This window comes from Oceanobacillus jordanicus (assembly GCF_022095695.1).
GTDB classification, from domain to species: Bacteria; Bacillota; Bacilli; order Bacillales; family Amphibacillaceae; genus Oceanobacillus_B; species Oceanobacillus_B jordanicus.
The window spans coordinates 44,665-68,555 of sequence record NZ_JAIFZM010000002.1; the positions used below are offsets into that span (position 1 = coordinate 44,665).

Annotated in this window: 27 protein-coding genes; 7 read left to right on the forward strand and 20 right to left on the reverse strand. The window is 39.6% G+C overall.

The window, feature by feature from the left end:
• Nucleotides 1–7 precede the first annotated feature (7 nt).
• From K3T81_RS02355 to K3T81_RS02440, 18 genes are all read right to left on the reverse strand, one after another.
• Complete coding sequence (locus K3T81_RS02355) at nt 8–325, reverse strand: hypothetical protein (protein ID WP_238017995.1); 318 nt, start codon at nt 323–325, stop codon at nt 8–10.
• Nucleotides 326–539: 214 nt separating this feature from the next.
• Nucleotides 540–2,042 carry a glucose-6-phosphate dehydrogenase gene (gene zwf / locus K3T81_RS02360; RefSeq protein WP_420830769.1) on the reverse strand — a complete coding sequence of 501 codons (1,503 nt, stop codon included), beginning with the start codon at nt 2,040–2,042 and terminating at the stop codon, nt 540–542.
• A 201-nt stretch (nt 2,043–2,243) separates the two neighbouring features.
• The gene (locus K3T81_RS02365; protein WP_202606593.1) at nt 2,244–2,702 is read right to left on the reverse strand and encodes a threonine/serine exporter family protein; all 459 of its coding nucleotides are present in this window, start codon (nt 2,700–2,702) and stop codon (nt 2,244–2,246) included.
• A 12-nt stretch (nt 2,703–2,714) separates the two neighbouring features.
• The gene (locus K3T81_RS02370) at nt 2,715–3,458 is read right to left on the reverse strand and encodes a threonine/serine exporter family protein (protein ID WP_238017999.1); all 744 of its coding nucleotides are present in this window, start codon (nt 3,456–3,458) and stop codon (nt 2,715–2,717) included.
• 179 nt (nt 3,459–3,637) lie between these two features.
• Complete coding sequence (gvpU, locus tag K3T81_RS02375; protein WP_106897996.1) at nt 3,638–4,045, reverse strand: gas vesicle accessory protein GvpU; 408 nt, start codon at nt 4,043–4,045, stop codon at nt 3,638–3,640.
• Between the two features lie 32 nt (nt 4,046–4,077).
• Entirely contained in the window at nt 4,078–4,962 is an 885-nt protein-coding gene (gene gvpT, locus K3T81_RS02380) for a YtxH domain-containing protein (RefSeq protein ID WP_238018001.1), read from the reverse strand.
• Nucleotides 4,949–5,308 carry a gas vesicle protein gene (locus K3T81_RS02385; protein ID WP_238018002.1) on the reverse strand — a complete coding sequence of 120 codons (360 nt, stop codon included), beginning with the start codon at nt 5,306–5,308 and terminating at the stop codon, nt 4,949–4,951. The genes gvpT (K3T81_RS02380) and K3T81_RS02385 overlap by 14 nt, the downstream gene beginning before the upstream one ends.
• A 172-nt stretch (nt 5,309–5,480) precedes the next feature.
• The gene (locus K3T81_RS02390) at nt 5,481–5,765 is read right to left on the reverse strand and encodes a gas vesicle protein K (protein WP_238018004.1); all 285 of its coding nucleotides are present in this window, start codon (nt 5,763–5,765) and stop codon (nt 5,481–5,483) included.
• Entirely contained in the window at nt 5,731–6,003 is a 273-nt protein-coding gene (locus K3T81_RS02395; RefSeq protein WP_238018006.1) for a gas vesicle protein, read from the reverse strand. Before K3T81_RS02395 ends, K3T81_RS02390 begins: the two co-directional genes overlap by 35 nt.
• Nucleotides 5,987–6,826: a GvpL/GvpF family gas vesicle protein gene (locus K3T81_RS02400; RefSeq protein ID WP_238018007.1), complete on the reverse strand. Its 840-nt coding sequence runs from the start codon at nt 6,824–6,826 to the stop codon at nt 5,987–5,989. Before K3T81_RS02400 ends, K3T81_RS02395 begins: the two co-directional genes overlap by 17 nt.
• A gap of 1 nt (nt 6,827) precedes the next feature.
• The gene (locus K3T81_RS02405; protein ID WP_199848496.1) at nt 6,828–7,082 is read right to left on the reverse strand and encodes a gas vesicle protein GvpG; all 255 of its coding nucleotides are present in this window, start codon (nt 7,080–7,082) and stop codon (nt 6,828–6,830) included.
• Nucleotides 7,082–7,849 (reverse strand): GvpL/GvpF family gas vesicle protein, encoded by a 768-nt coding sequence (locus K3T81_RS02410; RefSeq protein WP_238018009.1) that lies wholly within the window; start codon nt 7,847–7,849, stop codon nt 7,082–7,084. Before K3T81_RS02410 ends, K3T81_RS02405 begins: the two co-directional genes overlap by 1 nt.
• A gap of 38 nt (nt 7,850–7,887) precedes the next feature.
• Complete coding sequence (gvpO, locus tag K3T81_RS02415; protein ID WP_036578417.1) at nt 7,888–8,145, reverse strand: gas vesicle protein GvpO; 258 nt, start codon at nt 8,143–8,145, stop codon at nt 7,888–7,890.
• A 96-nt stretch (nt 8,146–8,241) separates the two neighbouring features.
• A complete protein-coding gene (gene gvpJ, locus K3T81_RS02420) occupies nt 8,242–8,502 on the reverse strand; it encodes a gas vesicle protein GvpJ (RefSeq protein WP_106897988.1) in 261 nt (86 codons plus the stop codon).
• A 24-nt stretch (nt 8,503–8,526) separates the two neighbouring features.
• A complete protein-coding gene (gene gvpQ / locus K3T81_RS02425; RefSeq protein WP_238018011.1) occupies nt 8,527–9,012 on the reverse strand; it encodes a gas vesicle protein GvpQ in 486 nt (161 codons plus the stop codon).
• A gap of 12 nt (nt 9,013–9,024) precedes the next feature.
• Complete coding sequence (gene gvpT / locus K3T81_RS02430; protein ID WP_238018013.1) at nt 9,025–9,486, reverse strand: GvpT/GvpP family gas vesicle accessory protein; 462 nt, start codon at nt 9,484–9,486, stop codon at nt 9,025–9,027.
• 432 nt (nt 9,487–9,918) lie between these two features.
• Nucleotides 9,919–10,260: a YflT domain-containing protein gene (locus K3T81_RS02435; RefSeq protein WP_238018015.1), complete on the reverse strand. Its 342-nt coding sequence runs from the start codon at nt 10,258–10,260 to the stop codon at nt 9,919–9,921.
• A 102-nt stretch (nt 10,261–10,362) separates the two neighbouring features.
• Nucleotides 10,363–10,767, reverse strand: a complete 405-nt coding sequence (locus tag K3T81_RS02440; RefSeq protein ID WP_106897984.1) for a hypothetical protein — start codon at nt 10,765–10,767, stop codon at nt 10,363–10,365.
• 410 nt (nt 10,768–11,177) lie between these two features.
• Between K3T81_RS02440 and K3T81_RS02445 the strand changes: the two genes are divergently transcribed.
• The 5 genes from K3T81_RS02445 (at nt 11,178) to K3T81_RS02465 (ending at nt 20,052) form a co-directional block, all read left to right on the forward strand.
• The gene (locus K3T81_RS02445; protein WP_106897983.1) at nt 11,178–12,257 is read left to right on the forward strand and encodes a glycosyltransferase family 4 protein; all 1,080 of its coding nucleotides are present in this window, start codon (nt 11,178–11,180) and stop codon (nt 12,255–12,257) included.
• 125 nt (nt 12,258–12,382) lie between these two features.
• Nucleotides 12,383–13,792, forward strand: coding sequence for an NADP-dependent phosphogluconate dehydrogenase (gene gndA, locus K3T81_RS02450; RefSeq protein WP_238018017.1), 1,410 nt, complete (start codon nt 12,383–12,385; stop codon nt 13,790–13,792).
• 333 nt (nt 13,793–14,125) lie between these two features.
• Nucleotides 14,126–17,899, forward strand: coding sequence for a S8 family serine peptidase (locus K3T81_RS02455; RefSeq protein ID WP_238018019.1), 3,774 nt, complete (start codon nt 14,126–14,128; stop codon nt 17,897–17,899).
• A gap of 132 nt (nt 17,900–18,031) precedes the next feature.
• Nucleotides 18,032–18,253, forward strand: coding sequence for a hypothetical protein (locus K3T81_RS02460; RefSeq protein WP_238018021.1), 222 nt, complete (start codon nt 18,032–18,034; stop codon nt 18,251–18,253).
• Nucleotides 18,254–18,591: 338 nt separating this feature from the next.
• The gene (locus K3T81_RS02465; RefSeq protein ID WP_161463856.1) at nt 18,592–20,052 is read left to right on the forward strand and encodes an APC family permease; all 1,461 of its coding nucleotides are present in this window, start codon (nt 18,592–18,594) and stop codon (nt 20,050–20,052) included.
• A 139-nt stretch (nt 20,053–20,191) separates the two neighbouring features.
• On the opposite strand, the gene K3T81_RS02470 is transcribed toward K3T81_RS02465, so the two are convergent.
• The gene (locus K3T81_RS02470; protein WP_238018023.1) at nt 20,192–21,346 is read right to left on the reverse strand and encodes a CDP-glycerol glycerophosphotransferase family protein; all 1,155 of its coding nucleotides are present in this window, start codon (nt 21,344–21,346) and stop codon (nt 20,192–20,194) included.
• On the reverse strand, nt 21,339–21,731 hold the full coding sequence (gene tagD, locus K3T81_RS02475) for a glycerol-3-phosphate cytidylyltransferase (RefSeq protein ID WP_238018025.1): 393 nt from the start codon (nt 21,729–21,731) through the stop codon (nt 21,339–21,341). The genes K3T81_RS02470 and tagD overlap by 8 nt, the downstream gene beginning before the upstream one ends.
• Before the next feature lie 179 nt (nt 21,732–21,910).
• On the opposite strand from tagD, the gene K3T81_RS02480 reads away from it, so the two are divergent.
• Both K3T81_RS02480 and K3T81_RS02485 read left to right on the forward strand, forming a co-directional pair.
• Entirely contained in the window at nt 21,911–22,639 is a 729-nt protein-coding gene (locus K3T81_RS02480; protein WP_051558093.1) for a glycerophosphodiester phosphodiesterase, read from the forward strand.
• Nucleotides 22,640–22,778: 139 nt separating this feature from the next.
• Entirely contained in the window at nt 22,779–23,828 is a 1,050-nt protein-coding gene (locus K3T81_RS02485) for a glycosyltransferase family 4 protein (RefSeq protein ID WP_238018027.1), read from the forward strand.
• Nucleotides 23,829–23,891 lie beyond the last annotated feature (63 nt).

Below are 23,891 nucleotides of genomic sequence, written 5' to 3' on the forward strand. Positions count from 1 at the left end.
TCTACTATTACACTGCTTTAGGCTGTTCTACAATCTTTTTATCTGGAGTTGCTGCATTAATCATCAAGAATACTGCAGAAAGAATATGCATTATCATCCCAACAAAAGGTATCCATCCTACGCATGATGTTACAATTCCTAGAATACTACCAGTTGTAGCACCGCCGTCTTTTTTGGTTAACACCAAAGTAATAATATGTAGTACTAGCATAATGGCAAGTGGTGTCCATAAAAGACTTACTATAAATGCGCCTCCGATAGCTGGTATACCTAGGAATGCTTCAAAAGCTCCAGTTATCCATTTCAAAATCCTAGATGGTGACATTTTAACCCTCCTTTGTACCTATAAAATTTATATTGCATGTCTATTTTACCATTACTTTATATCTAAGTCGACAAAAATTCGTCAAATAATTAACAGATATTAGCATTTAGTAACTTTTTTCTCCAAAAAAGTAGCCCCGAAACTGTTCGGGGCTTAAAGTAAACTTATTTTAGACTTAGACTGTGTATTAAATAGAAACTTAGTGACTTATTTGCTATTCACTCTTCGCTACATCCCACCAGTGGAAGCCGTCTTTTTCTAACAGCTGGTTTGCTGCATCAGGCCCCATAGATCCGGAAGTATAGTTAGGGAAGTCTGCTTTCACCTCTTGCCATCTGTTTAGGACAGTGTCGATAAAAGCCCAAGAATGGGCAACTTCATCCCAATGTGTGAAGTTAGTTGTATCCCCAATCATGCAATCAAATAGGAGTTTTTCATAAGCCTCTGGGGTATTAATACCACTAACGCCATTATTCGTGTAGGAGAGTTGAATTGGCTCTGCCATGGATCCCATACCAGATTTTTTAGCATTTAGGTATAATGTGATACCCTCGTTTGGCTGAATATTAATGACAAGCAAATTAGGATGCTTTTCCGCCTCTTCCTTATAGTAAAGGTTCATCGGAATATCCTTAAATTCTACAACGATTTTTGTGCATTTTTCCGCCATCCGTTTCCCTGTACGAATATAGAAAGGGACACCAGCCCAGCGGTAGTTATCAATCATTACCTTGCCGGCAACGAATGTCTCTGTATTGGAATCATGAAGCTCATTTGCTTCTTCACGATATCCAACTAATTCGTTTCCTTTTATCGTACCTTTGCCATATTGTCCTCGTACGAAGTACTCGTCCACTTCCTCTGGCTCTAGCTGACGTAATGCGCGTAATGCTTTTACTTTTTCAGAGCGTATTTCATCAGTGGTCAATTTAATTGGCGGTTCCATTGCAAGCAATGCTACCATTTGCAGCATATGGTTTTGGACCATATCTCTTGCGGCACCAGAATGGTCATAATAGCGTGCGCGTTCTTCTACACCAAGCTCCTCGCTAGATGTAATTTGAACATTGGAAATGGATCGATTGTTCCACAAGTGTTCGAAAATACCATTTGCAAAGCGGATTACTTCAATGTTTTGTACCATTTCCTTGCCTAGATAATGATCAATACGATAGATTTGATCTTCATTGAATGCTACTCGAATTTCTTTGTTCAATTCTTTTGCTGATTTAAGATCATGACCGAACGGTTTTTCAATCACAAGACGTGTCCAGCCATCGCTGTTCTTTAAGCCATATTCTTCAAGGCGATGGGCAATAGACCCGAAATATTCTGGAGCCATGGCCAAATAAAAGATTCTGTTACCATCTGTGTTATATGTAGACTCCAAGTCGGTAATTAAACCATTAAGTTCCGTATAGGATTCAGCTTGCGTTACATCAAATGGATGGTAGTAAAAATGGGAAGTAAACTCTTCTGTATCCTCTTCCATAGACAGTGCATTTTGCAGAGATTCCCTGACATTCGTGCGGAATACCTCATTGGTCCATGGTCTTCTTGCCAAGCCAACGACTGCGAAATCGTCGCCAATTTTACCACTCTTATATAATTTATAAATAGAAGGGAAGAGCTTTCGTTTCGCTAAATCCCCTGTTGCGCCGAAAATAACAATAACTGCTTTAGGTGTGTGTAGGTTAGTCAAAAAAAGCCTCTCCATTTCATTTGAGATAATACATAATTCTATAAGGAAAAAAATGATAAATCAACTAATCAAACCGATGCGATACACTAGAACGAAAATTAGAGCTAAATGAAAGGCGTAATATACCCCCTAGAGCAGGAAAGTTCTCTACAGTCATTTGCTCTCTTAATTAGCTTTTACATAAGCTTAAAACCTATACAGCAAAAGTGAACTGTCTTATGGTTTTAACCAATCCCATGATTTACGAAAAAGTTGATTGACTACTTCTGAGAACATTAGACCAATGGCAATGCTACCAGCAAGCAACATCACTTTTGCGGATAACTGAACCGCATGAAAGTAATCATTTTCTACAAAGTTACGCATCGCATCATAAGCAATGCCCCCTGGCACAAGTGGAATAATTCCAGAAACATTAAAAATAATAATGGGAGTACGGTACAACTTTGCACAAACATGGCTTAGCACTGCAACGAGCATTGCCGCAAAAACGGTAGCGGGTACCACATCAATGCCTTCTGCTACTAAAATATAATATAAAAGCCAACCGAACATGCCAACGAGTCCACATTGGATAAGGGCTTTCCGCGGGGCGTTAAATAAAATGCCAAAGCCAGCGGCGGCTATGAAACTAGTAATACATTGTGCGAATATCATAAAAAACACCTCATTCAAGTCAATCTCCTGTTAAATAAAGGCAAAGACCACAGCGACTCCTGCCCCGATAGCAAATGCTGTCAACATCGCTTCCACACCTTTTGAAACCCCTGCTACCAAGTGGCCAGCCATAAGATCTCTTACTGCATTCGTGATATGCAGGCCAGGCACCAGTGGCATAACAGCCCCGATAATAATCTTATCCAGGTTTATCCCAATTGAAAAATGTAGACAACATACCGCAAGAACGCCAATAACAAAGGAAGCGAAAAACTCTGCAAAGAAGCGCATCTCAATGAGCTTCTCAAAGCCAATCATTGCAGTAAATCCAACTCCACCAGCTAAAAAAGCTGGCAGGAAATCCTCCCATTGCCCACCAAACATGATGGCAAAGCTGCCACTAACGAGAGCAGCAGCTATAATCAAAAGCCAAGGTGGATACTGTTCTTTTGAAGAAGAAACGCCTTTTAATAAGAGAAGCGCTTCCCGTGGGTCAAGACCTTCTGCCACAATTTGCCGAGATATACTATTTACTTCTGCTATTTTATGTAAATCTGTTGAACGCTTTGAGATACGGCGAAAGTGGGAGGCTTCCTCACTGTCCGTAGAAAAATTAATCCCAGTTGGGGTTGCATAGCTTTCTGCCTCAGTCAATTGAAAAGCAGCTGCCATTCGATTCATCGTATCTTCTACACGATAGGTTTCTGCACCACTCTCCAGCATAATCTTTCCAGCGAGCATACATACATTGGAAATTACTCTCCGTTCATCCATTCGATTACCGCGCTTTCATTTTTTGATATGATAAAAGTATAAGGGGTAGATGGCATAAAGAAAAGAATAAAAATAGTGAAGTGGTTCGAAATAAGGAAAGTAAGTGTAGAGGGTAAAACTACAAAGAAGCAGAACCACTAGATATACCATGGTTCTGCTTCTTTATGGATATTATCTGTCTACTTGCCGCTACTCGTATTTTTTGATTCGGTGATCTTTCCTAGGAAAAAACTGTCAACTTCACTTAATTTACCTCTCCATAGGATATCTCCTTTTGAAGGTGTAGGCTTATTTCCCCCGAAATAGATTTGCGAGTTTTTTAGATGAATATATTCAGGCTGATCAGGGTTATCTTGGGATGCCAAGGATTCGCTCGTTTTTGCTAGCTGTTCACCGACAGTCTTGGAAATGTCATTCCCGTCTTCAAAAGACTTGCTTAATGTCTGAAAATAATCTTGTGCAGAGATTAAAGTGCCTGAAACGAGTGCTCCATTTACGAGCAGGGAAATATCGAGATTAAAATCATGCTTATTGGAAGCTACCACAAAATAAGATAGTATATTATCTTTCATCAAGGATTCACTCATCATATCTCTCCTTTTTGCTCAAAATTCTATGCCTAGGAAGAGGTGTCGTCATTGCTTTCAATATCGGTCTCATCTTCGCTAGAATCAGCAGATTTCTTTTTCGCTTTTGTAGATTTTGTATTACTGCTAGATTTATCAGGTTTCTTTGTGGTCTTTTTACTTCCTGAAGCCTTTTTTCCCTTACTGGATTTTTTATTTGCATTAAGTTTAGGAGAAGACTTTTTCTCATCCTCTGTTTCTGTCTCGTTGTCTTCCTCTTCGTCGTCTTCGCTGTCATCCTGGTCTTCATTATCTTCTAGACTTTCGCTATCATCCTGGTCTTTACTATCTTCTAGACTTTCGTCGTCATCTTGGCCTTCACTATCTTCTTGGTTTTCGTTGTCATCCTGGTCTTCATTATCTTCTTGACCTTCGCTGTCATCTTGGCTTCCCTTGTCCTCGTTACGTTGAGCGTCCAAGAATTGATTCATTTTTTCTTCAAGTTTATCCAGCCTAGTTTGTAACGATTCGTTTTCCTCTTTTAATGCATCATACTCTTTATCTCGCGCGCCAGTGTTCTGAAGTTCTTCTTCATCATCAGCTTCTGGTAACTCGAAAGATTCATCTTGATCTGTATCTGTATTACTATCTTCATCTTTCCTCTTCTTTAATAGACTAGTAGTAGAGTCTTTTATGCTTTGGTAGGCGTTTGTAGATTTTTCTTTTCCTGAATCCTTCAACGTACTTAATTTTTCTTTTGTAAGGGAGCCTATTTGATTTCCTTTGTTTACAAGCACTTCCTTACTTAAGTTAGTCATAAGTTTTTTCCTGTTCTGTGGTGCGGATAAATAACCAACTGTTGCTCCTACAACCCCTCCAGTTGCCACTCGTTTGATGGCTCCACCTTTTTTGTCGCTAGTGTTTTTATCCTTGGTCATTATTTTCCCCTCCTGTTGTCTGTGTAGTAGATTCATTTTTGGACAATTTATCCTCTAATGCATTAAGCCTTTCATGCAATTGTTTATTCTCTTGTTCTAAAGCTGTCGTTTTTTCCGTGGCTTTTGAAGACAGATATGGATCTGTTTCCCACCAATCCATTCCTATTTCTTTGGCTTTATCAACCGAAGAGACAATGAGACGAATTTTAATCGTCAACAGTTCTACATCGGCAATGCCTACGGAAATATCTCCGGCAATTACGACGCCCTTATCTAATACTTTCTCCAGGACGTCAACAAGATTACTAGGTCCGTTGCCTTGCTGTAATTGTTGTTCGACAGGCATATAGCAGCCCTCCTATTTCTCCCGGGGCAATCGTCCGTAAGACTCCCACTTCAAAATATGAAGTGAAACAGTTAGTTTTTAGTGGGAGTAAACGGACGCTAACACCCCGATTCGTTTAACTAACAATCAGTGGGGAAGAATGAAAACTCCCCCTGATTGAAGTTTCACTTTATTACATAAGATTTCCTAATGGCCCAAGATCAATATTTAAGTCCTCGGCATCCAGACCGAATATTTCTTTCAGCTCTTCCATTTTTTCCTCTAAATTCATAAGGGCAATGCCAAGATCTTCAATTTGCTCATCAGTTAAAGTGCCGCCTTCAACCCGTCTGATTGCGTGCCGTTCCACTACTTGTCTTAAAAGCTCTATGACGGTCATAACAAGTTGGGCAAGACCGTCTTGAGCGCTGTCTGGATCAAGGTTAATTCGTCCACTCTGATTGCTGTCCTGTAGCATCGAGCAAATCCCTCCTTTGGTTGTCGAAATTATCTGAGGTAACCTCTGGATGATTATAGGACTGGACAAGTGTTTCTACGGAGGCTATCAGTACACGTAAATCAAGATAGACCAGATCAACTCCTGCAATCGAAATAATTAAGTCCCCCTTGATGGCAACCCCTTTGTCGAGGATGACATCCAAAATATCAATCAAGCCTACTTCTTTATTAGCAATTGTTTCACGAGTTGTTGGCATAACTTTTAGCCTCACTTTGAGAAAAATCGGAGAAATGATATGCCGGCCAAGGCCCTGTTGCTTCAATTCTCCACACGGTGTCTGCCTGCTCTTTTTCAAACCTCAGAATGATATTTATAAAGTTTTCGACTTTTTCCTTAGGCACCAAGTAGGCACTGTTCCAAACCATCTCTTCTTTTAGACCTGTCATATCCTTGTTCCAGTTTTTCTTTACGGTATAGTTTGTTGCAACGTCTTTTACTAATCGATGGAGGGTTTCTCCAAATCTGTCTTTTTCTTGGTCGAGCTGTTTACCAACAAGGGAATCAATCTTCTTTTTTTCGAAGAATTGTCTGCCTCGAGGAAGTTTTGCTATTTCTTCTTTCTGTTTTTCAATCTCAGGATCTGATTGTTTAATAGATTCACGTAGCTTTTGTTCATTACAATAGATTTTTAAGGTCCATTCCTCACTAGCATGAAGGGTTTGAAAAGAATCATTAAGCTGTTTTTCGTTAGATCTAATAGTTTCGTAAAGATTTGCTGTGTCCTCGTAAATTGTACAAAACTTCAATGGAATAAACGTATATTGTTGGTGAAGTGCTGTAATGGTTTCATGGTGATGAAATGCTTTATTTTGCAACCATTCCATGTCTTGGTTTAGTTTGGTTTCAATCGTTGCAGCATTATAATCATCTGCTGGTAACGCACATACAATGGCCGTTATGTCGCCAATTGGTAACGAATATATACTGCTTTTTCCGTCAAAACCTGTCAGATTAGATAAAGATTCCTTTTCCATTTCTTCTGTTGGCACAAGGCCGTATAAATAAATTAGATTACTCATTTTAATCCTCTTCCTTTTGCGTCGTAAGTGCTTCCCATTGTTCCATTTCTTTTTTCTTAGCCACTTCATAACGTAAAAGTAATTCTGTTTCTTTCGCTTTATACGTTTCTTCAGGTATTTCTTCCAATTCGTACATCATCTGCAATTGAATAAGCTTTTGCTGTATTGTCGGTAGGTCATATAGTTCCTTATCGACTTCTTCCTGTACTTTCTTGGCTATACCGATAATGGTTTTAATAGACCCTGAGACAAGCATCAGGCTTCCTCAACACTTAGACGAATATTGATGAAATTATAGGCTGGCCATGGACCAGTGTATTGAAAGTCTACTTTATCCTTCCACTGATCATGCCGTTCATTGACCAGTTCATCGAATTGCTCCTCTTTTTCGCGGTCGACTAAAAAGGAGGCATTTAATAAAATTTTCTCCCCTTGTGTCTCATTTGAAGTAGCTGCAGTTGCCTGGGATTTAAGAGGGTGGTAAATGTTTTTTTGCACATCCTGTCTAAGGCTCGTGATGAAACTCTTCGCTGCTCCGCCAAGCTTTATACGGTCATAGTACCCAGCTGCGGCTGACTTGCTCTTCGTGGTCGCTGCCATTTTCCCCAGCTCAGGATCTTCCTGTACTTTCTTTTCTAGCCACTCCTTTTTTCCAATCACCTTTAAACCAACTTCAATTTTCCCCTTAATCTCTGGAAAAATTTCAGTAAACTGGCCATAAAGGTTTTCGAGTAATATTTGGACATCCTTCTCCGTTTTAAATACATTTCCGAAACTGATAGGGATGACTGTATCATTTGCTTCCATCACTCTTGAAACCATTGATTGGTGCATCATTAAATTTTCCTTGTTTGGGTGATAGATTTTCATGGGAGCTACACAGGCGATCATCGCAGCATCTTGATATTGGACAGCGAAGGTATCCCTTGGAACTCCATCAATATCGATGGGGCCATAATCAATTGGTTCGCTTGTTTGGACTGCGCAAAAAATGTAGATTCCGGTTTGTTCTGTTTCGGTCATTTATCCGTCACTCCTTTACATACCATCGAAGGCATCATTTATTCAATCTTGCTTCGGTAGCGGATATCTAGGCGCTTAAATGAAGTTACCTCTTCTTCATCATTTAAAAAGACTTCATAAATACCTAGCATTTCATCCTTTGCGTATTTTCTCATATACTCTTTTTCTTCGATCACTTCGATCGTTACTCTCCAGCCATTCTCTTCTCCTTTTTCTACGGATGTAATTTTATGAGGGGGAGCAACGTTTGCTCTGAAAAATTCCGCTACATTATCCATTAATTCTTTAATAGCCATTGCATCCTCCAACTCCTTTAAATAAGGGGAGGACAGCAGGCACCATCCTACTGTTCTCCAGTGAACATTGCGTCTTTTCCATCATTTGACACGCACTTATATACTAAACTGAGCATTTCGTTCATTTTGCTGTGCTGGTAAGCCTTCTTCCTCAACGTCATCCCGTAGTAGCCCAACAGCTTCTGCATAGCGCAACCACGTATCAACACTTGCGATGACAACTCTTGCTTCCACAGTTAAAATCTCGATACCTACTACGGAAACTCTCACATAGGCATCAATTACGATCCCTTTATCAAGAATTCGGTCAATAACCTCTGCTAAGCTTGAACTGTCTGTACTCTTTTGTACTGCCATGATTCATTCTCCTTTCGCAATCGATTATTTTGAACCTAATGTCTTTATATCCTTAGGTGACTTTATATTTGTGGCCTTCTTGATATCTGCCGTGCTCTTAAGATCACTAATGCCTTTGATATGGGAAATACCTTTTATATCATTCGGCCCTTTTATGGTGCGAGCTCGGCCTTTGGTACGGTTGCCATTACTTACTTTCTCCTGTAATGCTTCACCGGCTTCTTTAGCATCACTCAATTTGTCCCGAACAGCCAACAGACTGTCCTGCATCGTTTCCTTCGCAGTTTCGGCTCGTGAATGAACTTTCTTATTGTTATTTTCTTTGACCTTTTTTAACTTGTTGGCAGCCATTTCTGCTTGTGATCTTGCTTTCTCTTCTACTTTATCTTTCATAAGGTTTGTTGCTTTTTCTTGCACTTTGTCCTTTGCTTTCTCTTCGATCGCATCAGGTGTTTTTTCAAGTGCCTTCTTTGCAACCTTTTTAACTGTTTTCTTGACTACATCTGCCATTAAATTCCCCCTTTACGGTGATTGTTCATCCTTCCCAACCACCTCAAGTAAAGTATTTAACTTGTCTTCAATCCGTTGCAGATTATTATGGAGGTTTTTATTTTCCTCTTTTAACTCCTCGTATTTTTCTTGATAAGGATCTTGGTTGTTCTCCCACGCATCTGGATTGGTTTCCTGTCTTGGTTCGTGCAATTTGTCGGTGTACTTTTGGATGTAACCTGTTGCATTCTGGCGTAAAGCTAACATAGCCTGCTCTGTAAGCATATCCTGGGCAGTTCGCAGTACTTCCCGTCCAGCAATTTTAAGCACAGAAGATTGACCTATTCGGTTAACGATTCTTTTACCGTTTTCTGGACTAGCTAAGAAACCAAAACCAGCTCCTACAATTCCTCCTGCAAGAGCATATGGGACGGATGGTTGCTGCTTTTGTTCCATCTTGTGTCTGGATACCGTTTTATTCTCCTTGTCACACACTTGCTTGCTCCTTTCTGGGGATCTTATTTATTATCTATGAAGTTTGTTATCTATAGCCTTACGGGACACAGGCGAAACTCGGTATAAAGGCACATTTTAAATAAATACCAAATATTACATCAATTATTTCTTTGCAAGCCATTTTTGAAATATAGAAAGAGGATGATATGGGGGATACTCCGAAAAAGATGACAAAGGTTACTTTTTCGTTACACTTTTGTTTATGGAGATAAAGTGAAACTTCAATCAGTGGGGGTTTTGTTCTTCCCCCATTGATTGTTAGTTGAACGAATCGGGGTGTTAGCGTCCGTTTACTCCCACTTAAACTCACTTCATGTTTTGAAGTGGGGATCTTACGGACGGTTGCCCCGGGATAAAAATAGCCTACAGAAGAAAGAATTCTTTTCTCCTGTAGGCATCGCTACAAAGTAGTTAAATATCTATTTGTTCTTGGTTTGTTACAACAAGCAAGGTCTTCCCTTTATCTAATTCAACTTTTAATTGTTCAGACTTCGATTTATCAAAGCCAATCTCATTTAGTTTTGAACGTATGGTGTCCCCTTTACCTTTGAAAACATTTTTGAGTGCCGTACTAACGCCGGTTACTTTTGCTCCGATTTTATTTGCATCGGTTTCTTTTCTTGCTCTGCGATCATGATCATTATCTATAGAAAGGATATAGATATCATCATCAGGTATACCATCGTTACGGAGTTTATCAACCGCTTCACTTAATTGGTCGTCGTTATGGTAAATTTTAAATTTAGGTTCCATTTAGGGTCCCTCCTTTTTGTAGAAGGTACCCTGCTTTGTAATAACTCAAACCAGCTCCAAAATGATGTTCACTTATGGAGTGATAGGGAAATAGGCTTCCTGTTATGGCATCATCATAAATAAAGAAACTAATGCAATAATTGGCACCCCTAAAGCCAAAGCTAAACTAATCAGTGTAAATGATTGTACAATTGGCTTAGCCTCTGGTGTGACATCTACATTGCGTTGTAGAAAAATAAAGAAAACAGCGTAAGCCATAATGAAGAGAACAATGAGACCGGGAATATACAACTCTTCCACCGAGTTAACGGGCGTAAGATTTATGTAGCCGAACACAATTAATAATAGCGGGATTGTTTCGCTAAGTGCTACACCGATAAAAAATTTCTGTTGGATGCTTGCTTGTGCTGCTGGTTCTTCTTTTAGTTTTCCCACTAAGACTTTATAAAGAGTAAGTATTGGTAATGCAGCCAGAACAGCAGCTGCGACAAAATAATAGACCACCATTTTATCCACCTCCTTTCAACAACAAGTTGTAGTACGGCTTAACAGGGTGAATGTTTCATTTTTTCACGGTTTTTGCAGAGAGAGATAATCGATAAAAACCAGCATATGAAGCACATTTTGAAGGAACTACGTGGGGTTAGCGATTGTTTCCAAAAAGAAACTTGCTTGAAGCTTACTTTTTTCGATATAATCTAGGAAAGTTCTAGTGTGTGTTCAAAAAGGAGGATATAAAGGACCGAGAAGTTCAAGGCGGCGTAGCTTTGAGTGCCGGAACGTATGCAATTAATACGTGAGGAACGGAAAAGCAAGCTAACGAAGAAATTCGATGTGTCATTTTTACCGGACTTTTTGAACATCCTCTTCTACGGAAAAATAGAAGGGTCAGTCATCATGAATTATAGGAGAAATTTATGTTTAATTATGTCGACATTGTAATCGCATTTCTTATCGCAGCTATCTCATCCCTTGTGTTAACATATCCCGTTATAAAGTTTGCTAACGTCATTGGGGCAGTGGATCTGCCAAACCACCGAAAAGTACATAAAAAAGTTACGCCAAGACTTGGTGGCATTGCTATCTTCCTTGGTGCGTTTTTGGGTGCACTTTATTTACAGCCCAGCCATCCGCATCTACCGGAAATACTAATCGGTGCACTGGTTATCATTTTGACAGGTGCTTTAGATGATCGCTTCAGTATCAGGCCAGTAGTTAAGCTGACAGGCCAATTAGTTGCTGCTTCTTTTCTTGTTTCGTCAGGCCTAATCATTGAAAAACTTACCTTGCCGTTCTTCGGTACAGTCGAATTGGGCTTTGTTAGCGTGCTGATCACGGTTTTATGGGTCGTGGGGATTACGAATGCAATCAATTTGATCGATGGTCTGGACGGGCTTGCGACAGGTGTCACAACGATTGCGTTAATAAGTATATTTATCATGGCGCTTATCGATGCCCAACTTCTTGTCGCCTATTTAAGTATCGTATTAATTGGCGCAAATCTTGGGTTTTTATTTCATAACTTTTACCCAGCAAAGATTTATATGGGAGATTCCGGATCAAATTTTCTCGGGTATATGATTGCAGTCGTGTCGATGCTCGGTTTGTTTAAAAATATCGCTTTGTTCAGCTTTATTATTCCAATTATAGTACTGGCAGTGCCAATATTCGACACCTTATTTGCGATTGTAAGAAGGGCGTATAATAAAGAAAATATTATGATGGCGGATAATAAGCATGTTCATTATCAACTCCTTCATGCAGGATACAGTCATCGCACCACGGTACTCATTATCTATGGGTTTAGTGCCTTATTTGGAGCCATGGCTATTTTGTTCTCGAATGCGAATATCACCATTTCCTTTGTAATTACGCTGTTTGTTTTAGCACTATTACATATTTTTGCGGAGCTTGCCGGAATTGTGATGGGTGGGAAGCGCCCGGTACTTGATTCAATCGGGAGACTATTTAAGAAGAAACGTAACACGGAGGATTGAATAATTACGGAAAATAAGTACAACTTAGAAAATAGACTCTCAGAGGTTGATTAGATGACGTAATACCTTTAGGTAGTATATGCTAGAGAAAGCATAGATATATTTATCAGAAAGAAGGAGTTCTAATGGCAAAACAACAAATTGGCGTTATAGGTTTGGCAGTAATGGGAAAAAACCTTGCCTTAAATATTGAAAGTAGAGGCTACTCTGTTGCTGTGTTTAATCGCTCACCAGAGAAAACAGAAGCGTTCTTAAACGAAGAGGCAAAAGGAAAGAATTTTGTCGGAAGCACAACGATTGAAGAATTTGTTCAGTCACTGGAAAAACCTCGTAAGATTATGTTAATGGTTAAAGCAGGCCCTGCAACGGATGCAACCATTGAATCATTAAAACCCCACTTGGAGAAAGGGGATATCTTAATTGATGGCGGAAACACGCTATTTGAAGATACGATCCGCCGTAATAAGAGCTTGAGTGAATCCGGTATTCATTTCATCGGCACAGGCGTATCAGGTGGAGAAGAAGGCGCACTTAAAGGCCCGTCTATTATGCCAGGTGGCCAAAAAGAAGCCTATGATTTAGTCGCACCAATCTTTGAAGCTATTGCAGCAAAAGTAGATGGCGACAGCTGTACCACGTACATCGGGCCAGACGGTGCCGGCCATTATGTGAAAATGGTGCATAACGGAATTGAATATGGTGACATGCAATTAATCTCAGAAGCCTACTTCATTCTGAAACATGTATTAGGCTTGGATGCACAGGAGCTACATGAGGTATTCACCGAATGGAATAAAGGCGAGCTTGACAGTTATTTAATTGAAATAACCGCGGATATATTCACGAAAAATGATGAAGAAACAGGCAAACCAATGGTTGATGTTATCCTTGATAAAGCCGGCCAAAAAGGTACCGGAAAATGGACAAGTAAAAATGCCCTTGATTTAGGGGTGCCACTTCCATTGATCACAGAATCTGTATTTGCTCGTTACATTTCCTCATTAAAAGAAGAACGCGTTCATGCTAGCGGTGTTATTTCAGGACCAACACCTAAAGCTTATGAAGGGGACAAGAAAGAGCTTATTGAAGCAATTCGCAAAGCTTTATATATGAGTAAAATTTGTTCGTACGCTCAAGGCTTCGCCCAAATGCGTGCACAGTCTGAGGAAAATGGCTGGGACTTAAACTATGGCGATATTGCCATGATTTGGCGCGGAGGTTGTATCATTCGTGCACATTTCCTACAAAAAATCAAAGATGCCTATGACCGTGATCCTGAATTGAAAAATCTTCTGCTTGATCCATACTTCAAGGAAATTGTTGAAGGTTATCAGTCAGCACTTCGTGAAGTGGTTGCCGTTGCAATTAAAAATGGAATTGCTGTTCCAACACTTTCTAGTGCTGTTGCATACTTTGACAGCTACCGTAGTGAGGATCTTCCAGCAAATCTTATCCAAGCACAGCGTGATTATTTTGGTGCCCATACCTTTGAACGAAAAGATAAAGAAGGCGTATTCCACCATAGCTGGTTCTAAAGCAATTAGATAGAGATACAAAACCCGACAACTGTGAAAATGTGCAGCTGTCGGGTTTTTGATTGTCTATCTTCCGTTAATAGTCCTTTAGATGGAGCAACGCTGTGCGTTCAATTAAATAGTTGGACTTCCTTTTTTAATACATAATGAACAGGTAACGAGGGAAAATTGTAGTTAAATTTTAAATAAACAGACTTCTTACCCAGGACTATTGGCGCTATTACAATAGTCTTGTTTTCTGTATGATATTAATATCTGAATATTATGTCACGAAACATTCAGAGAAGGAGGAACTTTTTATTTAGTAGATTACTATTTTAGAGGGGGAGAGAAATGCGTAGGAAAATTGCCATTATATTTTTAGCGGTATTAATGGTCTTTAGTAATTTCGCGATGGTAAGTGCAGCGGAAAAAACGTTGCCACAGAATGCGAATAAAAAGGACAAGGCCAAAACAACAGAAATGAAGGAAACAGAGGACCCTGATAAGCAAGTTCGGGTCATCGTAGAAATGGATGACGAAGCGCCAATTGAAAAGGCTACTAAAAAAGGTATTATGTTTAATACAATGGGCGAATCTGAGAAGCAGAAATTAACGAAAGCTGCCAAATCAAAACAAAAGGCAGTAAAAGAAGAGATGAAGAAAAAGAAAGTAGAAGCAAAATACTTACAAGAATTTACTACGGTCGTCAATGGTTTTAGTGCGGAAGTAAAGCAGGGCGATCTAGAGCTTATTAGAGAACTTCCTGATGTTAAAACGGTTTCTATCGTGACAGAGTATGAACAACCAAAGGTACAACCGGAAATGAAGTACAGTAAAGAACTCGTAGAAGCACAAAAAGCTTGGCGAGATTATGGTTATAAAGGGGAAGGTATGGTAGTCGGTATTATTGATACTGGCATTGACTATACTCATCAGGATATGGTTCTTTCTGAAGATGTTGAGGGTGGACTGTCAGAAGAATTTGTTCAGGACACAATCAATAACGAAGGACTTCCTGGAAAATATTATACAGAAAAAGTGCCATATGGCTATAACTACATGGATGAAAATGATGAAGTGCGTGAAATCCATAGTGGGGCAAGCTATCACGGAATGCACGTAGGCGGAACTGTTGCTGCGAATGGCGACGAGGATAACGGTGGTATTCTAGGGATTGCTCCTGAAGCACAATTGCTTGCATTAAAAGTATTCGGCAATGATCCGGAGCTACAAACAACCTATGGTGATATTTACATTAAAGCGATTGACGATTCTATCAAGCTTGGTGCCGATGTATTAAATATGAGTCTTGGATCACCATCAGGTTATGTTGATGCGGATTCTCCTGAGCAACGCGCCGTATCCCGTGCAGTAGACAATGGAATCTTAATGTCCATTTCTGCTGGTAACTCAGCATTGTTTGCAGAAGGTTTCTTTTATCCATATGCCTCCAATCCTGATTACGGAGTAAGTGGCTCTCCAGGGGTGGCAAATGATTCCACACAAGTAGCGTCTTATGAAAACACGTTTATGGAAGTAGACGCATTACAATATAGCATTGATGAAGAAGCAGGTACAGCGGCATTTCTATCTGCAGGGGATACTTTCCCTTCGACAGACGGAGAAGCATATGAAGTTGTAGAAGCTGGGCTAGGGCTTCCAGAGGACTTTGAAGGAAAAGATGTTGAAGGTAAATATGTCTTGATTCAGCGTGGAGAGATTGCCTTCACAGAAAAAGGACTTAACGCTCAAAATGCAGGAGCAGCAGGGGTAATTGTTTACAACAACACAGATGGAATTGTAAATATGGCCTCAGACCCTTCTATCACAATTCCATATCTATTTATGCTAAAAAGTAATGGAGATCTACTTGCAGAAGCAGTTCAAAATGGACAAGCTGTGACCGTTTCATTTGATGGAGAAATGACAAAAATGGATAATCCAGATGCTGGGAAAATGAGTGCATTTTCTTCATGGGGATTAACTCCAAACCTTGATTTTAAACCAGAAATCACAGCACCAGGTGGTCAAATTCTTTCTACATTAAATGACAATCAATATGGATTGATGAGTGGAACCTCCATGGCAGCACCACATGTTTCAGGCGGAAGTGCGCTTGTACTTCAGCGTGTAGATGAGGAATTTGGTTATGGAAATGCAAACCGCGTTAACCAAGCGAAAAACCTAATGCTAAATACTTCCAAACCAGTTGATTTTGATGGTGCGCCTGTATCACCACGACGTCAAGGTGCAGGATTGATGCAAATCCATGCTGCATTATCAACACCAGTAGTGGTAACAGAGTCAGCATCGAATGAAGCGAAAGTAGCGTTAAAAGAGATTAATAGTAATGAAGTAACATTTGAATTAACTGCAGAAAACTATTCAGATGAAGCAGTAACGTATGATGTCTCTGCAAATGCACAGACAGATACACCTGTTGATGGTGGTGGCGTACTTGTCACTGCACCAAATATGTTTGGTGGAAATGATCTTGGCGACATTGCTACAGTAAACGGCGAAGCCTTATCAACCGTAGAGGTGCCAGCTAATGGACAAGTAAGCCTTGAAGTAAGCGTTGATCTTAGTGAAGTCGATGCTTCACTAGCAGAAATTTTCACAAACGGGTATTGGGTAGAAGGGTTTGTTACCTTTACAGATCCTACTGACACAAATCCAGAATTAACCGTTCCTTATGTTGGGTTCAGAGGTTCTTGGGATGATGCACCAATCTTTGATACACCACTATGGGATGCAATGACGTTCTATGGCATGACAGGAGTTGTTACGAATACTGGGGACGATAGCTATGGATTCCTTGGTGAAAACCTAGAAACCGGCGAAACAGACCCAGGAAAGATTGCCTTCTCACCAAATGGTGATGGCGTCCAGGATGACGCATTGCTCATCTTGTCCTTCCTGAGAAATGCGAAGGAAGCAAAATTTAACGTCCTTGATGAAGATAAAAAGGTCGTACGTACGATACGCTTGGAATCAGATCTTAGTAAAAACTATTATGACGGTGGAGCAGCACCTGAATATTCCTTGTCTGGAGACCGGGCATGGGATGGAAAGATCAACAACAAGCTAGCTGAAGATGGACAATACTATCTACAGGCAGCAGCAGTCATTGACTATGAAGACGCTGAATGGCAAACATTAGAGTTGCCAGTACTCCTTGATACAACGGCTCCAGAAGTAGATGCGACCATTGACGAGAATGGCGAAGTATTAACTGTTGCTGTTGATGATGGAGAAGGAAGTGGGCTAGCTACATGGGATGTATTGGTTGACGGTAAATCTGTACTGGAAACACCATATACAGAGAGTGTAACAGAGCATGAGTTAACAGACTTTGATGAAGATAGCACTGTGACTGTAGTGGCAACAGACTATGCAGGCAATGAGCAAGAAGAAGAGGCAGTAGTAGAAGAGCCTGCAGATACAACTGTACCAGATTTACACTTACTAACACCGGAGTTATTAGAGGCATATGATTCAAGAGACGTAGTCTTTTCCGGTTATGTAACAGATGCATCTGGTGTAAAAGAAGTAACAGTTGATGGGAAAAAAGCAGAGCTTGTTTATAACGAAGAGGAAGATCGTTATGACTTCTCTTTAACCCTTTCACACAAAAAGGATGACTTCTACTTCCGTCACATTAAGGCGGTAGACAATGCCGGTAATGAAACGGAAATTGGCAGAAGATACTTTGTCGATACAGCAGAAGCAACCATTAAAGTAAAAGCTCCTAAGAAAACAAAAGAAGATAGCGTAACAGTTTCAGCAACCATCAAAGATAACTTTGATGATATTAATTTCTATGTGAATGGCAATCACGTATTTAGCCACGACCTCTCTTCACCATATGGTAAAAAACGCTTTAAAGAGAAAATCGAAGACATTGAACTCAATCTAGAGGATGGAGAGAATGTATTTGAATTTAAAGTAGTAGACCTTGCCGGGCATGAGACAGTGGAAGAAGTCGTGATCACAAAGCAAGTGAAAAAGAATCCAGGGAAAGACAAAGAGGAAGATAAAGACGAAGATAAGTATGATTTAGTAGGATATATCTTTGAGCGAGTATTCTCCTTTATCGGCAAACTTTGGAATCTTTTTGGATAAGTAAATATGAAAACCAGCATCCCGTATAATTGGATGCTGGTTTTTTATTTGGGGATAGTAGGGCCAGAGAGGTGAGCGAATCGACAAAGTGGAGGAGGCTAATCGACTAAATCGGGGAGCCAATCAATCAAATTGGTGGATCAATCGATTAAGAAGCGCATTCAATCGATCAAATCAGAGGATCAATCAATTAAGAAGCGCATTCAATCGATCAAATCGGATGATCAATCGATTAAGAAGCGTATTCAATCGATCAAATCGGATGATCAATCGATTAAGAAGCGCATTCAATCGATCAAATCGGATGATCAATCGATTAAGAAGCGCATTCAATCGATCAAATCGGATGATTAATCGATTAAGAAGCACCATAAATCGATCAAATCGGATGATCAATCGACCAAGAAGCACAACCAATCAACCAAATCGCCCACTTAATCAACTTCTACTCCATCTATTCACCACTTAATTCTGCAATTAGGGAGGCGAATATTTTAAATTCAGTCAAATATAAATAAAATTGCTTGTAATTTACACTGGTGAAGATTCAAAATTAAAATGCCCTTAAATGTTATTTGATACTGTCTCATGCTTACTTATGCGGAAATAGCTTAGAAATTATATGTTTGGTATAATTTTTTAGATGGTAGACGAAACTTGTAACTGCCAAAATATATTTAAGGAGACCAATTATGGAAGAAAGAACGACACTGAAAAAGTCATTAAAGGCACATTGGGTATGGGCAATCGCGCTTGGCTCGTCAATCGGATGGGGTGCATTCGTACAGCCTACAACCTGGATGACCACTGCTGGCCCGATGGGAGTTATCCTCGGCTTTGGAATTGGTGCTATTTTAATGATGTTGATCGCTGTAAGCTACGGTTTTCTGATTAAAAGTTTTCCAGTATCTGGCGGGGAGTTCGCTTATGCTTTTATTAGTCTTGGTAGAACCCACGCATTCATCAGCGGCTGGTTTCTAACGCTTGGTTACATATGTATTGTAGCTTTAAATGCTTCAGCGTTTGCGTTAATGTTTAAATTTGTTTTTCCTGCACTTATAGAAAATCTTCATTTATACCAAATTGCGGGCTGGGATGTTTATGGAATGGAAATTATTATTGCATCCGTAGCATTAGGCGCATTTGGTTATTTTAACGTCCGTGGTAGTGGTATATCTGGTCGTATGCAGTTTGTCTTTTGTACAATTATGATTCTTAGTATTGTAGCCATAACGTTTATGGTGGGAGGGCAACCAGGAGCGGGACTGTCCAATGTCCAGCCATTTTTCCCATCTGATACTACAGCATTTGCGGCAATTATTTCGATTGTAGCAATTGCGCCGTGGGCATATGTTGGGTTTGACAATGTCCCACAGGCTGCGGAAGAATTTCATTTTTCCTCCAAAAAAGCTTTCTCATTAATCATTTTAGCTATTTTCTTTGCAGCAGTGCTGTATAGTTTGATGATCATCGCTACGGCTATGATTCGCCCTTGGCAAGAACTTGTCTCGGAATCCCATGTCTGGGGGACGGCAGCAGCTATAGAAGGACTATTAGGAACGATGGGACTTGTCCTGCTGGTAACTGCCTTGACAATGGGTGTGTTCACCGGACTTAACGGTTTCATCATCTCTTCAAGTAGATTACTGTTCGCAATGTCTCGTGCGAAAATATTACCTGAAGCATTCTCAAAGCTTCATCCAAAGCACAAAACGCCATATGTTGGGATTATTTTCACAGTAATTGTGGCTATGCTAGCTCCATGGTTTGGCCGTGAAGCATTGCTTTGGGTCGTGGACATGTCTTCTATCGGGGTAACCATTGCCTATTTCTATACTTGTTATACTGCGTTCTCCTTGTTTAAAACAAAGAAAGACGCTACCTTTAACGAGAAAAAACACAATGTCTCACCGTTGAAAAAGGTAATTGCTGCTATTGGGATGCTAGCAAGCCTCGTATTTCTCGGTTTGCTACTAATTCCAGGGTCACCAGCTTTCCTTGGAATTGAGTCTAGAATCGCGCTAGGTGCCTGGATTGTACTGGGTCTAATCTTCTACCTTGTAAAACGGAAAGAATTTAACGAAATACCAGAAGAAGAACTTAATTATCTCATTACCGGTTCAAAAGAAATTGAAGCGAAGAATCGGGTATAATAAAAACCTGGTGATATGTGGCATATCACTAGGTTTTTTTACGCGTTAAATAAGTGATAGGAAGCAATTACGCCATAGTTAAAATGTTGATGTTTTAAGTATAAAGAAACATACGTATTCACTAAAAGACGATCGAATGCTAGTGTTTCGGATAAAATAAGTCTACTAAATTCTTACTGGACTCCCCCTTAGAATAATGATTCCACTCCTCAGCAAACTTTTCAATTTTTGATACCGGATAATTGTACTGTTTGATACATGAAATTAGTTCTGAAGTGTTCTCGACAATTGGACCGGGCACAAGTGAGGTGTAATCCTCCCAGAACCCTCTTTCCTCTGCATATTCCTCTAAATCGTACGCAAAGAACACCATTGGCTTTTTAAGTAAAGCATATTCAAATATTACAGAAGAATAGTCCGTTATTAAAATATCTGTGACACATAGCATATGATTGATAGAAGTATTGGTGATTTCAAAAACAAAACCTTCATAATGCTGGTCGATTTTCCATTGAACGGTAGGGTGAGTTTGGATGAAGAGCATATATTCCTGCGAAAAAGCATTATATAAAGCCGATAGATCTATATTCAAGTGTTCTCCCGAGGGACCGTTTCGGTATGTTGGGGCGTATAAAAGAACTTTTTTATTCTGCACAGCGGGGTATTTGGCGACTATGTTTTCAACTACCTCTGCCTGTGCATGTTGATCAAAGAAAAAGTCTGTCCTCGGAATACCAGTACGTAACAGATTACGCTTGTCCAAACCAAAGGCGGAGCAAAATATCGACCCCATTTTTTCAGAGCCTACTACTACGAAGTCCATTCTTTTATATACCTTCACAAAGCGCCGATACGTGGGCTGGGATCGCTCCTTAATCGCTTGATCTTTTAACCCAAACCGTTTAATTGCCCCAGCTGCATGCCATAATTGGATACAGTATACGCTTTTACGGAACGTAGAAGCGGCAAGAATACCATAGTAGTTATCTACAAATACAATTCGAGAAGTAGCTAAATGGTAAATAGCTCGGAACCAGTTAAAGGGGTGTTTTGCCTTAAACGGTATCACTTTTTCGCAAGGATAGCCGTGTAGGTTCTCGGTACACCGTGCTGTTTGTAATATGATGCATTTTTGGTCAGGACTGTTGCCCAATTGCTGAAGTGTAAACCAGACATTTTGCCCAAACGAAGCAATAAAGGTCGTTTTATTTTTCTGTAGCGGAAACAGTTTAAAGAGTGTAAAGAAAAAGCGAAAAACATGAAGGTACACATAAATGAGGAATTCTCTACCCATTTTTGTTTAAGTCCTTCTTAATTTGCGTTGTTGAAATCCCGGTAGTTCTTGGGAGGTATATAACTTCACAATGCTCCTTTAAATAATCAAACTCCCCTTCCCAGTCATTCCCCATTACAAACGTATCAATAGAGTAAGATGCGATATCCGCTATTTTTTGTCCCCATGTATTTTCTGGTATTACTTTATCAACGTCTTGTAGTGCTTCTAAAATGTCTTTTCGCTGTTCAAACGTATAGTAGGCTGTTTTCCCTTTCATCGTGTTGAATTCATCAGTAGAGATCCCGACAATTAAATAATCTCCTAACTGTCTTGCTCTATTTAGTAAACGTATATGGCCAGGATGTAGAATATCAAATGTTCCATATGTGATGACTCTTTTCATTTTATAAACCTCCATTAATAAGTATCGCTTTTTCAGTTAAGAATTACGTACATAATATATGAATTTACAAATTATTTACTTCTACCTAATATGCACTTAATAATCCCCGTTTATAATGAAAGTAATCGAGGAGGTAGGCAACAACTCGATAAAAACGGAATAAAAAGGAGAAATGCTCAATGAATATTAGAGGGATAGGCCACAGAGGTTACCCTGTTAAGTATCCAGAAAACACGTTATCTTCTTTTCAAGCCGCGATTGATTTAGGATTTTCACATATTGAGTTGGATGTTCATCTTAGTAAGGATGGGGTCCCGGTTGTGATGCACGACTATAATATTGACAGAATGACAGACGGCAGTGGGGAAATTAGAGAATATACGGTGGACCAGCTGCAGGAATTTAATGTTGGTGAGTTCGAGAAAATTCCGACCCTAGAAGAGGTTTTACGCTTAGCTAAAGGTCAAATTCATGTGTCAATTGAGATGAAAAACACCAAATTATATGACGCAGTGGAAGAGAAAGTATGTCGTATCGTTCAGAAGCTGCAAATGGAAGAAGAAGTATATGTGATTTCTTTTGATCATAAATCCCTTGCTAAAATGAGAGTACTTTCCTCAGATATTAAAATTGGACCATTGGTTACAAAGATGAAAAGGTCACATTTACGCTTAATTGAGAAGCTGGATGCAGAATATATCGCTGTGAAATTTGATGGTCTAAACGAGAAATATATTAATAAATGCGAGCAAATGGGCGTACAGGTGGTTGCTTGGACAGTAAATAGTATTGAACAAATGCAGCGTTTAAAAAAATTCCCTTCCATTTTAATTACGACAGATGAACTTGAGAAATATAAAGCATATAACGCAACTTATGCTGACAATTTAGAACAAGTCATCATCTAATAGTTAGATTTTTAGAGAGTGTAAACAACAAAATGGATAATGCTCTTTAAGGGCATTTTTATTTTGTAAGTTTTGTAGAGGAGCAAGAGATTGGTCCTTATTTCGTGATATTAGTTGAAGGGAAGTAGGAGGATTTACTGTGAATTATAGTGGTATATTACTGTGCTTTATTATAGCAATTATCTTAACACCATTCATAAAAAAGCTCGCAATTAAGTTGGGAGCCGTGGATAAGCCGAACTTACGCAAGGTACATGATAAACCCATGCCCCGAATGGGAGGGCTTGCAATTTATATCAGTTTTTTAATCGGTTACCTCGTATTTTTTAAGGATGTTGCAGGTGGCTGGATGATATTAATTGGCGCCACAATTATTGTGCTCGTGGGGATATTGGATGATCTCTATCAATTATCTGCACGAATAAAACTGATAGGGCAATTGATCGCTGCCAGCATTCCGGTAATGGGCGGGTACACAATTGAGTTCATCACCGTGCCGTTTGGTGACAGAATAGAATTTGGTGCTGCTGCTATCCCGATTACAATTATCTGGATTGTCGCCATTACGAACGCAATTAATTTAATTGATGGACTGGACGGGCTGGCTGCAGGTGTTTCTTCGATATCTTTACTAACTATCTCACTGGTTGCAGGAGCTATGGGTAATATACCGATTGCGCTGCTATCTTTACTATTGCTAGGGGGAACGCTTGGCTTCTTAGTATTTAATTTCTATCCCGCTAAAATATTTATGGGGGATACCGGCTCATTATTCCTAGGCTATATGATTTCTGTCATTGCAGTGCTAGGCCTATTCAAAAATGTAGCGGTATTTTCTCTAATGGTGCCCATCATTATATTGGCGATCCCGATATTAGATACGGTTTTTGCGATTGTACGTAGAATCATCCAAAAGAAACCATTATCCTCACCGGATAAACTGCATCTGCATCACTGTATTATTAGGCTAGGTTTTTCTCATAGACAAACTGTCATCATGTTGTATGCGTTAAGTGGGTTGTTTAGCCTTGCAGCTGTCCTTTTGACCAGGTCTGCTATATGGGGAACAACAATTGTGTTGGTCACGGTTTTAATGATGGTGGAATTGATTGTAGAAGTAACAGGGATTATTAGTGAACGATACAGACCTATATTAAATTGGATTGAAACGAGTAAATATAAGAAGTAGTGCTGGTTGATTATTAGGTGTTATTTCCTGAGATTAATAGGATCGTAGTAAAAACAAATAGAA

Bases quoted from the DNA above. Each gene is read 5' to 3' on its own strand.
- K3T81_RS02355 (WP_238017995.1), bottom strand. From the start codon at position 325: ATGTCACCATCTAGGATTTTGAAATGGATAACTGGAGCTTTTGAAGCA.
- zwf (WP_420830769.1), bottom strand. From the start codon at position 2,042: ATGGAGAGGCTTTTTTTGACTAACCTACACACACCTAAAGCAGTTATT.
- K3T81_RS02370 (WP_238017999.1), bottom strand. From the start codon at position 3,458: ATGGATGAACGGAGAGTAATTTCCAATGTATGTATGCTCGCTGGAAAG.
- gvpU (WP_106897996.1), bottom strand. From the start codon at position 4,045: ATGAGTGAATCCTTGATGAAAGATAATATACTATCTTATTTTGTGGTA.
- gvpT (WP_238018001.1), bottom strand. From the start codon at position 4,962: ATGACCAAGGATAAAAACACTAGCGACAAAAAAGGTGGAGCCATCAAA.
- K3T81_RS02385 (WP_238018002.1), bottom strand. From the start codon at position 5,308: ATGCCTGTCGAACAACAATTACAGCAAGGCAACGGACCTAGTAATCTT.
- K3T81_RS02390 (WP_238018004.1), bottom strand. From the start codon at position 5,765: ATGCTACAGGACAGCAATCAGAGTGGACGAATTAACCTTGATCCAGAC.
- K3T81_RS02395 (WP_238018006.1), bottom strand. From the start codon at position 6,003: ATGCCAACAACTCGTGAAACAATTGCTAATAAAGAAGTAGGCTTGATT.
- K3T81_RS02400 (WP_238018007.1), bottom strand. From the start codon at position 6,826: ATGAGTAATCTAATTTATTTATACGGCCTTGTGCCAACAGAAGAAATG.
- K3T81_RS02405 (WP_199848496.1), bottom strand. From the start codon at position 7,082: ATGCTTGTCTCAGGGTCTATTAAAACCATTATCGGTATAGCCAAGAAA.
- K3T81_RS02410 (WP_238018009.1), bottom strand. From the start codon at position 7,849: ATGACCGAAACAGAACAAACCGGAATCTACATTTTTTGCGCAGTCCAA.
- gvpO (WP_036578417.1), bottom strand. From the start codon at position 8,145: ATGGCTATTAAAGAATTAATGGATAATGTAGCGGAATTTTTCAGAGCA.
- gvpJ (WP_106897988.1), bottom strand. From the start codon at position 8,502: ATGGCAGTACAAAAGAGTACAGACAGTTCAAGCTTAGCAGAGGTTATT.
- gvpQ (WP_238018011.1), bottom strand. From the start codon at position 9,012: ATGGCAGATGTAGTCAAGAAAACAGTTAAAAAGGTTGCAAAGAAGGCA.
- K3T81_RS02435 (WP_238018015.1), bottom strand. From the start codon at position 10,260: ATGGAACCTAAATTTAAAATTTACCATAACGACGACCAATTAAGTGAA.
- K3T81_RS02440 (WP_106897984.1), bottom strand. From the start codon at position 10,767: ATGGTGGTCTATTATTTTGTCGCAGCTGCTGTTCTGGCTGCATTACCA.
- K3T81_RS02445 (WP_106897983.1), top strand. From the start codon at position 11,178: ATGTTTAATTATGTCGACATTGTAATCGCATTTCTTATCGCAGCTATC.
- gndA (WP_238018017.1), top strand. From the start codon at position 12,383: ATGGCAAAACAACAAATTGGCGTTATAGGTTTGGCAGTAATGGGAAAA.
- K3T81_RS02455 (WP_238018019.1), top strand. From the start codon at position 14,126: ATGCGTAGGAAAATTGCCATTATATTTTTAGCGGTATTAATGGTCTTT.
- K3T81_RS02465 (WP_161463856.1), top strand. From the start codon at position 18,592: ATGGAAGAAAGAACGACACTGAAAAAGTCATTAAAGGCACATTGGGTA.
- K3T81_RS02470 (WP_238018023.1), bottom strand. From the start codon at position 21,346: ATGGGTAGAGAATTCCTCATTTATGTGTACCTTCATGTTTTTCGCTTT.
- tagD (WP_238018025.1), bottom strand. From the start codon at position 21,731: ATGAAAAGAGTCATCACATATGGAACATTTGATATTCTACATCCTGGC.
- K3T81_RS02480 (WP_051558093.1), top strand. From the start codon at position 21,911: ATGAATATTAGAGGGATAGGCCACAGAGGTTACCCTGTTAAGTATCCA.